Annotated in this window: 16 protein-coding genes; all 16 read right to left on the bottom strand. The window is 42.1% G+C overall.

Going from position 1 to position 13,959, the window contains the following annotated elements; translation table 11 throughout:
• Positions 1-94: 94 nt before the first annotated feature.
• Positions 95-688: a dipicolinate synthase subunit B gene (dpaB, locus tag ACYQY7_RS02000; RefSeq protein WP_035047304.1), complete on the bottom strand. Its 594-nt coding sequence runs from the start codon at positions 686-688 to the stop codon at positions 95-97.
• Positions 685-1,587, bottom strand: coding sequence for a dipicolinic acid synthetase subunit A (dpaA, locus tag ACYQY7_RS01995; RefSeq protein ID WP_246348845.1), 903 nt, complete (start codon positions 1,585-1,587; stop codon positions 685-687). Before dpaA ends, dpaB begins: the two co-directional genes overlap by 4 nt.
• Before the next feature lie 114 nt (positions 1,588-1,701).
• Positions 1,702-1,938: a YlmC/YmxH family sporulation protein gene (locus tag ACYQY7_RS01990; RefSeq protein ID WP_004891000.1), complete on the bottom strand. Its 237-nt coding sequence runs from the start codon at positions 1,936-1,938 to the stop codon at positions 1,702-1,704.
• Between the two features lie 59 nt (positions 1,939-1,997).
• A complete protein-coding gene (locus ACYQY7_RS01985) occupies positions 1,998-3,239 on the bottom strand; it encodes a M16 family metallopeptidase (protein WP_461200475.1) in 1,242 nt (413 codons plus the stop codon).
• Positions 3,232-4,194: a polysaccharide deacetylase family protein gene (locus ACYQY7_RS01980; protein WP_461200474.1), complete on the bottom strand. Its 963-nt coding sequence runs from the start codon at positions 4,192-4,194 to the stop codon at positions 3,232-3,234. The genes ACYQY7_RS01985 and ACYQY7_RS01980 overlap by 8 nt, the downstream gene beginning before the upstream one ends.
• Before the next feature lie 120 nt (positions 4,195-4,314).
• Complete coding sequence (pnp, locus tag ACYQY7_RS01975; RefSeq protein ID WP_461200473.1) at positions 4,315-6,423, bottom strand: polyribonucleotide nucleotidyltransferase; 2,109 nt, start codon at positions 6,421-6,423, stop codon at positions 4,315-4,317.
• 109 nt (positions 6,424-6,532) lie between these two features.
• Positions 6,533-6,802: a 30S ribosomal protein S15 gene (gene rpsO, locus ACYQY7_RS01970; RefSeq protein ID WP_091699953.1), complete on the bottom strand. Its 270-nt coding sequence runs from the start codon at positions 6,800-6,802 to the stop codon at positions 6,533-6,535.
• An 82-nt stretch (positions 6,803-6,884) separates the two neighbouring features.
• The gene (gene ribF / locus ACYQY7_RS01965) at positions 6,885-7,856 is read right to left on the bottom strand and encodes a bifunctional riboflavin kinase/FAD synthetase (RefSeq protein ID WP_461200472.1); all 972 of its coding nucleotides are present in this window, start codon (positions 7,854-7,856) and stop codon (positions 6,885-6,887) included.
• 9 nt (positions 7,857-7,865) lie between these two features.
• Positions 7,866-8,762 (bottom strand): tRNA pseudouridine(55) synthase TruB, encoded by an 897-nt coding sequence (gene truB, locus ACYQY7_RS01960; protein ID WP_461200471.1) that lies wholly within the window; start codon positions 8,760-8,762, stop codon positions 7,866-7,868.
• A gap of 47 nt (positions 8,763-8,809) precedes the next feature.
• Positions 8,810-9,169 carry a 30S ribosome-binding factor RbfA gene (gene rbfA, locus ACYQY7_RS01955; RefSeq protein WP_003394813.1) on the bottom strand — a complete coding sequence of 120 codons (360 nt, stop codon included), beginning with the start codon at positions 9,167-9,169 and terminating at the stop codon, positions 8,810-8,812.
• A gap of 14 nt (positions 9,170-9,183) precedes the next feature.
• The gene (locus tag ACYQY7_RS01950) at positions 9,184-9,462 is read right to left on the bottom strand and encodes a DUF503 domain-containing protein (protein WP_461200470.1); all 279 of its coding nucleotides are present in this window, start codon (positions 9,460-9,462) and stop codon (positions 9,184-9,186) included.
• Positions 9,459-11,639 carry a translation initiation factor IF-2 gene (gene infB / locus ACYQY7_RS01945; RefSeq protein ID WP_461200469.1) on the bottom strand — a complete coding sequence of 727 codons (2,181 nt, stop codon included), beginning with the start codon at positions 11,637-11,639 and terminating at the stop codon, positions 9,459-9,461. The genes ACYQY7_RS01950 and infB overlap by 4 nt, the downstream gene beginning before the upstream one ends.
• A gap of 18 nt (positions 11,640-11,657) precedes the next feature.
• On the bottom strand, positions 11,658-11,957 hold the full coding sequence (locus ACYQY7_RS01940; protein ID WP_461200468.1) for a YlxQ family RNA-binding protein: 300 nt from the start codon (positions 11,955-11,957) through the stop codon (positions 11,658-11,660).
• The gene (gene rnpM / locus ACYQY7_RS01935) at positions 11,947-12,231 is read right to left on the bottom strand and encodes an RNase P modulator RnpM (RefSeq protein ID WP_461200467.1); all 285 of its coding nucleotides are present in this window, start codon (positions 12,229-12,231) and stop codon (positions 11,947-11,949) included. The genes ACYQY7_RS01940 and rnpM overlap by 11 nt, the downstream gene beginning before the upstream one ends.
• Position 12,232: 1 nt before the next feature.
• Complete coding sequence (nusA, locus tag ACYQY7_RS01930) at positions 12,233-13,336, bottom strand: transcription termination factor NusA (RefSeq protein ID WP_461200466.1); 1,104 nt, start codon at positions 13,334-13,336, stop codon at positions 12,233-12,235.
• Between the two features lie 27 nt (positions 13,337-13,363).
• Positions 13,364-13,834 (bottom strand): ribosome maturation factor RimP, encoded by a 471-nt coding sequence (gene rimP, locus ACYQY7_RS01925; protein ID WP_461200465.1) that lies wholly within the window; start codon positions 13,832-13,834, stop codon positions 13,364-13,366.
• Positions 13,835-13,959 lie beyond the last annotated feature (125 nt).

Raw genomic sequence — 13,959 nt, 5'->3', positions numbered from 1 at the left:
CTTCCAACTGATAGACAATTTTAATATCATTTATTTTAGCACATTCATTCATAAAGGAGAGACATTTTTTATAAATTTTCTTGCAACTGTTTATTTATGAGCGACGATATTCAACGATGACCGGCTGAATTTGCCGACCTTCTAGCGCTGCTTCTACTGTATCGAGCAGTAAAGGCATATGAGCCACCATCGAATTTGGTTTTTTAAATGGATCATCTTGCCCAAATGGAATGAAGTAAATATTTTTTGCCGCCATCAATCGCATTAAATTCACTCCATTTAAACCGAGCGCGTCGTTTGTCGAAATGCCGATCACAACGGGACGATGGTTGCGCATCGTCGCTTTCGCAGCCATTAGTACAGGAGAATCTGTCATTGCGTTCGCTAATTTGCTCATCGAATTTCCGGTTAACGGTGCAATGACCATACAATCAAGCGGTAATTTCGGTCCTAACGGCTCCGCCTTTACAATTGTATCAATGACTTGATGACCTGTCATCTCTTCAAGTTTTTTCACCCATTCTTCTCCTTTGCCAAATCGGGTATTTGTCGATTGTACGGTATAGGAAACGATCGGAATGACGTCTGCCCCTTTAGCAATTAATTTTTCAATTTCCGGCATCACCGCATCATATGTGCAATGTGATCCCGTTAAACCGAAGCCAATACGCTTTCCTTGTACGTTCATTTTTTATTCTCCTTTCTTTTTTTCAAATCTGCTGAAAGAAGTTGTGCCAATACGTTCGCGACAATTTGCCCCGCTGTTTTCGGAGCGACAATACCAGGAAGCCCTGGAGCTAATAATGCTTGAATGCCGCGTTTTTCCGCATATCGAAAATCCGTTCCGCCCGGTTTTGACGCTAAATCGATGATGAGCGTATGAGCAGGCATTTTCGCAATGACGCTTGCGGTTACAACGGGATGTGGGATCGTATTAATACAAACGTCAATATCTTTCACGTGTTGTTCTAAATCGTTTAAATGAAACGGTTCGAGCGCCATCTCTGCAATGCGCGCTAAATGTTCGGAGCGGCGGGCTCCCACTTTTACTTTCGCTCCTAAAGCCGCAAACGTTCGGGCAACGGTCATACCTACACGCCCTAACCCTAAAACAGCAACGCGTGATCCATGAATTGTCACATCTGTATGTTGAATGACCATCATGATCGTTCCTTCTGCCGTAGGAATCGAGTTATAAATAGCGACATCATCCCGTTCGAATAGTTGAACATGTTTTCGTCCGACCGACTTAACGACACGATCTAAATAGTCGTTGGTAATCCCTGAGTAAACGGTACAATGCATCGGGGTCTGGCGGAGTAATTCTTCTGTAAACGTCATTTTTTCGTTTGAAAATACCGTTTGAATTTCACCATCCATACTCGTTCCGTGAACAGGTAAAATGATAGCATCCACTTCGTGGAAATCGACTTCGTGAATTTTCATTTTCGTTACCCCAGCAAAGCCATGGTCTAATTGATCGAAGCCAACAAGTGACAATCTCGCGTCAAGTTCCATCAATTTCCGAATGACTTCAAGCTGCCGAGCGTCCCCACCGATGATCGCAACGTGCATTCCTGTCAGCATGAGTTCATTCACCCTCTTATACATCTAGTTTTTTGCCCATCGTTACTTTCACATCTTATGATATCGGTCATAAAACGGTGAGCGGAAAATGAAAAAAGACACCCCTTCAGGTGTCTAGTCATCGACATCAATTAAAATCATATCAGAGCCGATCTTTTTTACACGACTCCACGGCACGCGTATATCTGTCCCATCTTTCCGAAAACCGAACCATTTTGTTGTCGGAATTAAAAGCGCTTGAATTTGACCCGTTCGCTCATTGATTTCTAAATCCGTTTGTCCTAGAATACCGAGACGCTCTGCTCGCTTCATATCGACAATTTCTTTCCCGCTTAATTCACTTAATCGCATACGACGTCCCCCTTTCTTTATCATTGTAGAAAAAAGAGCATAAAAAAATGCCTGCAAGTTTATTGTTGCAGGCTTTTTGGTAATGTTCCTTCCGGACTAATGAGCGCAACGGAGAAATCGTCTGTAAAAATCGTTTGCGCCATGCGGTCAACGCTTTCTTTTGTCACGCGATCAATGCTTTCAATGATTTCATCAAGCGAGCGATGACGACCGAGCAACAGCTCATTTTTTCCATTTCGGCTCATACGACTATTTGTACTTTCTAAACTTAACATTAAGTTCCCTTTCATTTGCTCTTTGCTATTTTCTAGCTCTTTTTCGGTAATTCCATTTTGTTTTAGTTGTTCAATCGTTTGTTGAATCGTATCGAATAAAAGATTAAGCTGATGGCTTCCTGTCCCTCCATAAATTGTGATCATTCCTCCGTCGCGATAGGCGGAATGATAAGAGAAAACAGAATAAGCTAATCCACGTTGCTCACGCACTTCTTGGAAAAGGCGGCTACTCATACTTCCACCTAAAATGTTGTTTAAAATAATTAAGCTATAAATATCTTCATGACCGATTGGCAATCCATTAAATCCAATACATACGTGTGCTTGCTCCGTATCTTTTTTGCGTGCAATTTTATTTGGATAAAACGTTGGTGCAATGTGCACATCGTTACTTTTTTGTCTTGTAAATGATCCAAAATAAGCTTCGACTTGTTGAATAAACGACTTATCGACATTTCCTGCAATGGAAATGACAACACGATCGGGCGTATACGATTCATGCATATATTGTCGTAACGTGTCCCCTGTAAACGCCGCTAGTGTTTGCTCTGTTCCTAAAATCGGATAACCGAGCGGATGATCTCCATAACTTGCCTTACTTAATAGGTCATGAACGAGATCATCTGGTGTATCTTCATACATTTTGATTTCTTCGAATACGACATTTTTTTCTTTTTGTAACTCTTCATCTACAAACGTAGAGTGGAAAAACATATCGGCTAGTATATCTAAAGCAAATGATGCATGTGTATCTAATACTTTAGCATAGTAGCACGTATATTCTTTTGATGTAAATGCATTTACTTGACCGCCGATGCGATCAAACGATTCCGCAATATCACGCGCTGAACGCGTTTTCGTTCCTTTGAAAAACATATGCTCGAGAAAATGCGAAATGCCATTGTTTCGTTCGTTTTCATTGCGTGATCCGGTGCCAATCCAAATTCCGATCGCCACAGAGCGAACAGTTGGAATGTGCTCGAGTACAACTCTTACCCCGTTTTGACACGTATATGTTTTAATCAAGTCCCTTCCTCCTACTTTTTACAATTCTTTCCTCACTTAATAATGTAGACACGTTGTCAATTGCGTATTCTTGTTTTTGTAACGATTGAATTAACGGCTCTAACGCCTTTACCGTTGATACAGTCGGATGCATTAAAATCATCGCTCCGTTATGCACTTTTGATGTTACTCGTTCCACTATAACAGAAGGCGATGGTTTTTGCCAATCAATTGTATCGACCGTCCATAAAATCGTGTACATGCCAAGCTCATGAGCGATATATACGACATCATCTCGATAGCTACCGCTTGGCGGAGCAAATAAACGAGGTTTGATGTCTGTCGCTGCTTCAATCGCATCGTTCGTTTTGACGATTTGTTCCCGAATCGCTTGTTTACTCATCATTTTCATATCTGGATGGTTGTACGAATGATTGCCAATTTCATGACCGGCATCTGCAATCATTTTTGCCAGTTGTGGGTTTTCTTTTACCCAACGCCCTTCTAAAAAAAACGTTGCACGGACGTTGTATTTTTTAAAAATATGTAACATGCTTGGGATATGCTCGCTTCCCCAAGCGACGTTAATTAGAAAAGAGACCATCGGTTTATCTGGATGCCCCCGATAAATAGGTGATGGAGGCAAATCAGACAAATGAATAGACGGCGATACTTGTTTATATACAAGCTGTTGTTCAGAAAATATTCCATTTTGCTTCATTTGCTTATATGATGCCTCAATATCTACTTCTAATCCGTTGTAACCAGGGATTGCTTTCCATACACGATCAACTTTCGCATTTTGCGCAGGAACGTTATATTGTTTTGCCCGTTCGATAACTTGAATATATAACGGATCGCTTTGTTTCGCCGCTGTCATATGCCGTAATTCGTGGATATACGTCGTCGTCCATGGATTTTGTACAATGATGGCCGACACACATATGATTATCGTTAAAAAAAACGCTCGCCGCACGCTTCGTCCCCTCCTTTTCTAATAAAGAGGGTATGTGTAAGAGGGACAAGGTAGAACGGGCGCACAAAAATTTTACACACAGCAAAGAAGCCAAGGGGATGTGAACCCAAGGCTTCGGTTTTATTGCTCGGCTTCTTTTTGATCGCGCAATACCGCTTTTCGCGATAAATTTACACGACCTTGTTTATCGATTTCCGTTACTTTCACTAAAATTTCATCGCCAATAGAAACGACATCTTCCACTTTTCCGACACGTTCCTCCGCCAATTCTGAAATGTGTACGAGACCGTCTTTGCCGCTAAACAATTCGACAAACGCTCCGAATTTTTCAATCCGCTTGACTTTTCCTAAATACACTTGTCCAACTTCCACTTCACGAACGATATCTTCAATAATCTTTTTCGCCTTTTGATTCATTTCTTCATTTACAGACGAAATGAAAATTGTACCATCTTGTTCAATATCAATTTTCACGCCAGTTTCTTCAATAATTTTGTTAATTTGTTTTCCGCTTGGACCGATGACGTCACGAATTTTATCCGGGTTAATTTGCATCGTTAAAATTTTTGGCGCATATCTCGATAATTCTTTGCGCGGTTCGCTAATCGTTTGCATCATATGTTTTAAAATTTCGAGGCGACCTTTGCGTGCTTGTTGCAACGCTTCTTCTAAAATTTCACGCGACAATCCTTTAATTTTAATATCCATCTGCAAGGCGGTAACTCCTTTTTCCGTACCGGCCACTTTAAAGTCCATGTCACCAAGATGGTCTTCCATGCCTTGAATATCCGTTAAAATTGTATAATGTTCACCACTTTTCACAAGTCCCATCGCAATACCAGCAACCGGTGCTTTAATTGGCACTCCCGCATCCATCATCGCAAGCGTACTTGCACAAATGCTCGCTTGAGACGTTGAGCCGTTTGACTCTAACACTTCCGATACAAGGCGAATCGTATATGGAAAGTCTTTTTCAGACGGAATGATCGGTTCAAGCGCGCGCTCACCAAGCGCTCCATGCCCGATTTCCCGACGGCCTGGTCCACGCATCGGTCCTGTTTCTCCAACAGAAAACGGTGGGAAGTTATAATGATGCATAAACCGTTTCGTTTCTTCAATACCAAGCCCATCTAAAATTTGTACATCGCCAAGTGCTCCAAGCGTACATACGCTAAGCGCTTGCGTTTGACCGCGTGTAAACAAGCCGGATCCGTGCGTACGTGGTAAAAGTCCAACAGCTGACGAAAGCGGGCGAATTTCATCGACTTTTCGTCCGTCTGGGCGTACTTTTTCTTCTGTAATTAAGCGACGCACTTCTTCTTTCACAAGTTTATATAAAATTTCTTTTACTTGCTTAATCGTGTCTTCGTCTGCTTCTTGCTCTTCATATGAAGCAACAACTTCCGCTTTTAATTGTTCAATCGCTGCCTCGCGCGCTAATTTTTCAGGCACTTGAACGGCACGCTTCACTTCGCCTTCGACACGAGCGCGAATATGTGCTTCTAGCTGAGGGTCAAGTTCGTAGAGAACGACTTCCATTTTTTCTTTGCCCACTTTTGCTGCGATGTCTTCTTGGAAGGCGATAAGCCGCTTAATTTCTTCATGTCCAAACATGATCGCTTCAAGCATGACTTCTTCTGGTACTTCATTCGCCCCTGCTTCAACCATGTTGATCGCATCCTTTGTCCCTGCAACAACAAGATGCATATCGCTTTGTTCCATTTGTGCGACAGATGGGTTAATGACAAACTCCCCATTGACGCGACCGACTGTCACTCCTGCAATCGGTCCTTCAAACGGAATGTCAGAAATCGTCAACGCTAACGAAGAACCAAACATGGCTGCCATTTCTGGTGAGCAGTCTTGATCAACGCTCATCACCATGCTGACAACTTGCACTTCGTTACGAAATCCTTCAGCAAATAGCGGCCGAATCGGGCGGTCGATGAGACGGCTCGCCAAAATCGCTTTTTCGCTCGGACGTCCTTCTCGTTTAATAAATCCCCCTGGAATTTTACCGACAGCGTATAAACGTTCCTCATAGTTAACTGTTAACGGGAAAAAATCCACGTTTTTTGGTTCTTTGGACGCTGTCGCTGTGCTCAATACGACCGTATCACCGTAGCGAACTAATACAGCGCCGTTTGCTTGTTTGGCTAATTCGCCAATTTCAACGGTTAACGGCCGACCTGCCCAGTCGATCGAAAACAGATGTTTTTCTTTTTCCATATAAACCGAGTACCCCTCTCTATGTACAAATGAAAAATCGTATTTGTTTTAGTATAATCAAATATCGGTGCAAATACTAATAAAAAGCGGGAATGCTCCCGCTTTTTACTTATCGGCGTAATCCGAGTTTGTTAATTAATTCACGATAACGGTTGACATCTTTGTTTCGTAAGTACGTAAGTAGGTTACGACGACGACCAACCATTTTCAAAAGACCACGACGAGAATGATGGTCTTTACGATGAACGCGTAAATGTTCGTTCAAGTTGTTAATTTGCTCTGTAAGGATAGCAACTTGTACTTCAGGAGAACCTGTGTCAGTTTCGTGAATTTTGAACTGGTTGATGATCTCGTTTTTACGCTCTTGTGTTAATGCCATCCTTGTTCACCTCCTCTTTTTTCAGCCCCAATTACCGAGCAAACGGCGGTGACTCGTATTGCCCAGCAATGGTTAACATACATTAAATAGAATACATGTTTTTCCGGCAAAATGCAAGGGGATTTTGAAAATATTCGCGTGCCGCTTGAACATCGCGGTGAATTTGTTCGATCAGCTCATGAACAGAAGAAAATGCCCGTTCGTCACGCAATCGTTTATGCCATTGGATCGATACGCTCGCACCGTAAATATGTGCTGAAAAATCGAATAAATGCACTTCAATCGTTGGCTCTTTCGGCTGTTCCGTATGAAATGTCGGCTTATATCCAACATTACATACTCCCGTCCACGTTTGATCGTCGATCGTGACTGTTACCGCATATACACCGATATGCGGAATAATGTAATCATCGTCAAGTGCAACATTCGCCGTTGGAAATCCGATTGTACGCCCGCGTTTATCCCCATGAACTACTGTGCCTGTCACTTCATATAATCGCCCAAGCAAATGTGGAAGTTGCTCCACGTCCCCTTTAGCTAAACATTGGCGAATATATGTCGAACTAATTTTCTCTTCACCAAACGTCTGTTTTGGAATAACCGTTTGCGTAAATTGTTCACGGGAATGAAACGGCAATGTTTCCATCGTTCCTTTCCCTAACCGTCCGTACGTAAAGTCAAAGCCAGCTACCACATGTTTGACACCAAGCCCAATAATGTATTCGTCAACAAATTGTTGCGGTAACAAATGAGCAAATTCAGGCGTAAATTGAACGATGTATAAATAATCTACCCCAAGTTTTGCAATTTGGTTTTCTTTTTCTTTTAAAGGCGTAATAAAACGAACATGTTGCTGTGAGCGTCCAAGCACGACAGACGGATGCGGATGAAATGTCATGACCGCACTTTTGTATTGATGATCGTCGGCAATTCGCTTTGCCGTCTGAATAACTTTTTGATGTCCAAGATGAACACCGTCAAAATAACCGAGTGCCATGACGAGCGGATCATCGTTTTTTTCTTTTAACGGATGGGACAGCCAAATCGTTTTCATCGTTTTCACCTACAATATTTTTAAAGGTTTCATATAGCTTTGCTTTGTCGGATGAGGCATGTAGATCGCTAACGCTTCACCTTGCTTATTTATCATCAATAGACGTGTAGGCATAGCAGATAAGGCAGGTAAAACCGACCCGTTTTTTACTTTTTTTTCTTCCTCATCGCTCAGTACGTATGTCGGCAAATGGGCTAACGCTCGTTCAATCGGCAAAAGCAACGTATGCGCTGTACCATTTTCTATATGTTGTTCAATATCGGCAAACGTCACGCATTGATCGAGCGTAAACGATCCAGACGCTGTGCGAACAAGATGTGACATGTGCGCCGGATACCCAAGTCGCTCTCCGATTTGAACAGCGAGTGTACGCACGTATGTCCCTTTACTACATGTCACACGAAAACGAAACGATATCCTTTCACCTGTAAATACTTGTCTATCATCAAGAAGGAGCAGTTCAAAAATGTGGACGTTTCGTTTCGGCCGTTCCACGTCAATACCTGCGCGTGCATACTCATATAGTTTTTTTCCATTTACTTTTACTGCGGAATACATCGGTGGAACTTGTTCAATGTCCCCTGTGAGATTAGCAAATACTTGCTCGATGTCATGTCGGAAAATCGGCTGTTCGATCGATTTTACTGAAACGATGTCACCTGATGCATCTTCTGTTGTCGTCGCTATGCCTAACGTCACTTCCCCTTCATACGTTTTTTTCTCCGCCGTTAATAGTTCAACAATTTTCGTCGCTTTGCCGATACAAATCGGCAATACACCACACACATTAGGGTCGAGCGTTCCTGTATGACCAACTTTTTTCGTTTGGAATAACTTACGAATACGCATGACACAATCGTGCGACGTCATGCCAGCAGGTTTATGTAACAATAACACTCCGTCCATCGCTTCACCTCTAAAATAGCGGAAATGGATAGACCGATGTCTATCCATTATTCTTCTTTATGTTCTTTTTCTTCGGAAATTTGTTTAATTAAACTTTCAATTCGTTGTCCGTAATCAATTGTTTCATCAATTTCAAAGTAAATTTCCGGCGTCTTGCGTAAACGAATACGTTGACCAATTTCTGAACGGATAAATCCCGTTGCTTTTGCTAATCCTTTGAGCGTATTCTTCTTTTGCTCTTCATCCCCAAGAACAGAAATGTACACTTTTGCTTGTTGCAAATCGCCCGTTACTCGAACATCCGTTACAGTAACGAAACCGATGCGTGGGTCTTTTAGTTTGCGTCCGATAATATCACTTAATTCTTTTTTCATTTGTTCGCCTACACGTGTGGCTCGCAAACTCATCATCATCACCTCGATTAAAACCACTCAAATGTTGTAACCGTTCGCTCGATTTCTGGAAACGAATCGATCAATTGCAACGCACGTTGAAGTTCTTGTTCCGTCGCTATTCGCTCGGCTGTAATAGCTACAATTCCAAGCTTCGTTCGTTGCCATACGTTTTGATAATCTACTTCGGCTACGGATATATTATATTTTTGTTTGAGCCGTGTGACAATGCGTTGCAACACGGCTCGCTTTTCTTTCAATGATTGAACGTCGTAAATGATACATTCACATTCGACGTACCCGATCATTTTCGTGCCACTTCTTGCATGACATATGCTTCAATAATGTCGCCTTCTTTAATATCATTAAAGTTTTTAATCGTTATACCACACTCGTATCCTTGTGCCACTTCTTTCACATCGTCTTTGTAACGTTTTAGCGTATCGATTTGTCCTTCATAAACAACGATGCCTTGACGAATGAGGCGAACGCTACTATCGCGCGTAATTTTTCCATCTGTCACATAGCATCCAGCTATTGTGCCGACTTTCGATACTTTAAACGTTTGACGAACTTCTGCTTGACCGATCACTTTTTCTTCGTACTCTGGATCAAGCATACCTTTCATCGCTGCTTCAATTTCTTCGATAACTTTGTAAATGATACGGTGGAGACGAATATCGACTTTTTCTGCTTCTGCAACACGTTTAGCATTCGCATCCGGACGAACGTTAAAGCCGATGACAATCGCGTTCGATGCAGATGCAAGCATAATGTCGTACTCTGTTACTGCGCCAACACCAGAGTGAATAATTTTGACGCGCACACCTTCTACTTCAATTTTTTGCAATGCGGCCACAAGCGCCTCGACAGAACCTTGAACATCCGCTTTGACGATAATGTTTAATTCTTTCATTTCGCCTTGTTTAATTTTTTCAAACAAGTCATCTAGGCTTACGCGCGCTTTGACGCTTCGTTGTTGCACAATTTGTTTTTGGGCACGCGCTTCACCAATTTGACGTGCTTTTTTCTCATCTTCAAATACCATAAAGCGATCGCCCGCTTGTGGTACTTCGTTTAATCCTGTAATTTCCACAGGTGTCGATGGACCTGCTTCTTTCACACGGCGACCGAGATCATTTGTCATCGCCCGCACGCGTCCATACGTATAGCCGACAACAATCGGGTCACCGACATGCAACGTACCAGATTGAACGAGAAGGGTAGCAACTGGTCCGCGGCCTTTATCTAATTTTGCTTCAATGACCGTTCCTGTCGCACGGCGGTTTGGATTTGCTTTTAATTCTTCCATTTCGCTAACAAGCAAAATCATTTCAAGTAAGTTGTCAATTCCTTCTCCTGTTAACGCTGATAATTTACAATAAATTGTATCTCCGCCCCATTCTTCCGGAACGAGTTCGTATTCCATTAATTCTTGCATGACGCGGTCTGGATTTGCCGTTGGCTTGTCGATTTTATTGACTGCGACGATGATTGGAACTTTTGCCGCTTTCGCATGGTTAATCGCCTCAACGGTTTGTGGCATGACACCATCATCAGCTGCGACAACAAGAATAACGATGTCCGTTACTTGCGCACCGCGTGCACGCATCGTTGTGAACGCTTCATGACCCGGTGTATCTAAAAACGTAATTTTTTTGCCGTTAACAACGACTTGATACGCACCGATATGTTGTGTAATACCGCCTGCCTCTTGTTCCGTTACTTTCGTATGACGAATTGAGTCAAGCAACGTTGTTTTTCCGTGGTCAACGTGCCCCATAATCGTGACGACTGGTGGGCGCTCGACTAAATCTTCTGGATTATCAACAATTTCAATCGTCTCAAATTCTGTTTCGTCAATCGTTACTTTTTCTTCTACTTCGACACCGTAATCCGAGCAGATTAACTCGATGGCATCTTTGTCTAAATCTTTGTTAATCGTTGCAATAATGCCAAGCATAAATAGCTTTTTAATAATTTCAGAAGGCTCTTTACCTAGTTTTTTCGCTAGTTCAGCAACCGTTAATGATCCTTCAAACGTAATTTTTTTCGGAAGCTCTTTTTCCTTTTTCTTTTGTACTTCTTGTTGTGGAGCTTGCTGAGGTTTTTGTTTTTTATTTTTTTTGTTATTGAAAATTTTCTTTTCTTTTTGTTGAATTTGCAAGTCGTGTTTTTTCCCTTCGCGATTTTTTACTACTGCTTTTTTAATTGGCACTTTCGTTTGAATGACTTCTTCGTCTTCTTCAAATTGTTCTAAAACAGGCTTTTTCACTGGTGCCTTCTTTTCTTCTTTTTTCGCTTCTTGTTTTTGTTCTTGTTTTTGCCCGTTTTTAAATGAACGATTTAATTGCTCAACAACATCTGCTTCAATCATCGTCATATGGTTCGATACGTCGATGTTCATTTCTTTTAGCTTATGAATCACATCTTTACTTGACACATTATGTTTTTTGGCATATTCGTATACACGCATTTTTGACATACATTCACCCCCAAAATGTTAGAGCATCGTTTTCAGTTTTTGTGCGAATCCTTCATCCGTAATCGCTACAACAACTCGTGCTCCTTTTCCAATCGCCCAACCTAATTCGTGACGATTGTCCACGTAACAAAGCGGAACGCGATAAAACGCACATTTATCGGAAATTTTTTTTCTTGTATTTTCTGACGCATCTTCCGATAAAATAACAAGCTTCGCGCGCTTACGCTGAATCTCTTTCACAACAAGCTCTTCTCCCGAAATGACTTTGCGCGCCCGATTCGCTAATCCGAGAAAAGAAGTCCACGGTTTATGATCCATTTGTTTCTCCGTTCTCCTTTTCAGCGAGCTGTAATAGCTGTTCATAAATGGAATCGTCAATGGTCGTTTTTAAATGATACGCTAAAGTATTTTTCTTTTTCGCAAGCAAAATACATTCTTTGCTTAGCGTAATGTACGCACCACGTCCCGCTTTTTTTCCTGTTGGGTCAATCGACACGTCGCCTTCTTTCGAACGAACAATGCGAATGAGCTCTTTTTTTGGTTTCATTTCCCCTGTGACTACGCATTTGCGCATCGGGATTTTTTTTGGCATATCATTCCACCTCACTAATCTCCTCTTCGTCAACTTGGAACGATGATGAAGAACGAGGGTAAATACCTAGTTGCTCCGCTTCAGACTCACTTTTAATATCAATTTTCCAATTCGTTAATTTCGCTGCTAGACGAGCGTTTTGCCCACGCTTTCCGATCGCAAGCGACAGTTGATAATCTGGTACAATGACCGTTGTCGCTTTTTCTTCTTCGTTAACGATGACGTCAAGCACTTTAGATGGACTTAGCGCATTCGCTACAAATTCAACCGGATCAGCAGACCAACGAACGATATCGATTTTTTCGCCTTTTAACTCGTTCACAATTGCTTGTACACGTTGTCCTTTTGGTCCAACGCATGCACCAACTGGATCGACCTCTGGATTATCAGAATGAACAGAAATTTTCGAGCGATCTCCCGCTTCGCGTGCAACGGACTTAATTTCGACTGTCCCGTCATAAATTTCCGGCACTTCTAATTCAAACAACCGCTTTAATAGCCCTGGATGCGTGCGCGATACGTAAATTTGTGGCCCTTTTGTCGTTTTTTCTACCTTTGTAATGTACACTTTAATGCGATCATGTGGTTTATATGTCTCATTCGGCATTTGTTCGCTCACCGGAAGCAACGCCTCAATTTTACCGAGGCTGACGTAAATAAATTTCGAGTCTGTCCGCTGGACAATGCCAGTCATAATATCTTCTTCACGATCGACAAATTCAGAATAAATGACGCCACGTTCTGCTTCGCGAACGCGTTGTGTCACGACTTGCTTCGCTGTTTGGGCAGCGATGCGTCCAAAGTTTTTCGGCGTCACTTCAATTTCAACAACGTCGCCTACTTGATAATTTGGATTGATTCGCTTCGCTTCATCGAGCGAAATTTCTAAGCGTGAATCGTACACTTCATCTACGACTTCTTTGCGCGCAAATACGCGAATCGTTCCCGTTTCTTGATTAAAATCAACGCGAACGTTTTGCGCTTGATTAAAATTGCGTTTATAAGCGGACACGATCGCCGCCTCAATCGCTTCAATTAACACTTCTTTACTAATGCCTTTATCGCGCTCAAGCGCCGTTAAGGCATCTAACAATTCTGTATTCATGAACCGGTCGTCCCCCTTTAATGTGAATTAAGAGAAAATGACAGCTAGCCGTGCACTAGCTACTTTTTCATATGGAATCGTGATCGTTTTTTTCTTTGTTTTCACTTTCACTTCTACCGTCACCGTTTGCCCGTCAAATGCAGTTAGCAATCCTTCAAACTCTTTTTGACCGTCGATTGGCTCATACGTTTTGACATAAATGTTTTTCCCGACAGCGCGCTCGAAATCTTTCGTCTTTTTGAGCGGACGCTCTGCCCCTGGTGATGATACTTCTAAAAAGTAATTGTGTGGAATTGGATCAACTTCATCAAGCTTTTCACTTAGCCGCTCACTTACGACACCGCATTGATCGATATCAATTCCCGTTGGTGAATCAATAAAAATACGTAGAAACCAATTTTTACCTTCTTTCACATATTCAATGTCGACAAGTTCTAACCCCATCTCTGTCACAATCGGAGTAACGAGCTCCTCGACGATGTGCGTGACTTTTTTCATGTCGATCCTCCTAACTGCAAGAAAATCCCTTGCAACGGCAAGGAATCTCGAATCAATACGAAAGAGTGGGTTTCCCCACTCTTTTTGTCCATTATCTTTACCATTTCCACTAGAACTATAACATA

It is taken from the genome of Anoxybacillus sp. TBDG-1 (assembly GCF_054815885.1).
The sequence above is the reverse complement of the archived record's forward strand: the minus strand, read 5'-3'. Positions and strand labels throughout refer to the sequence as shown.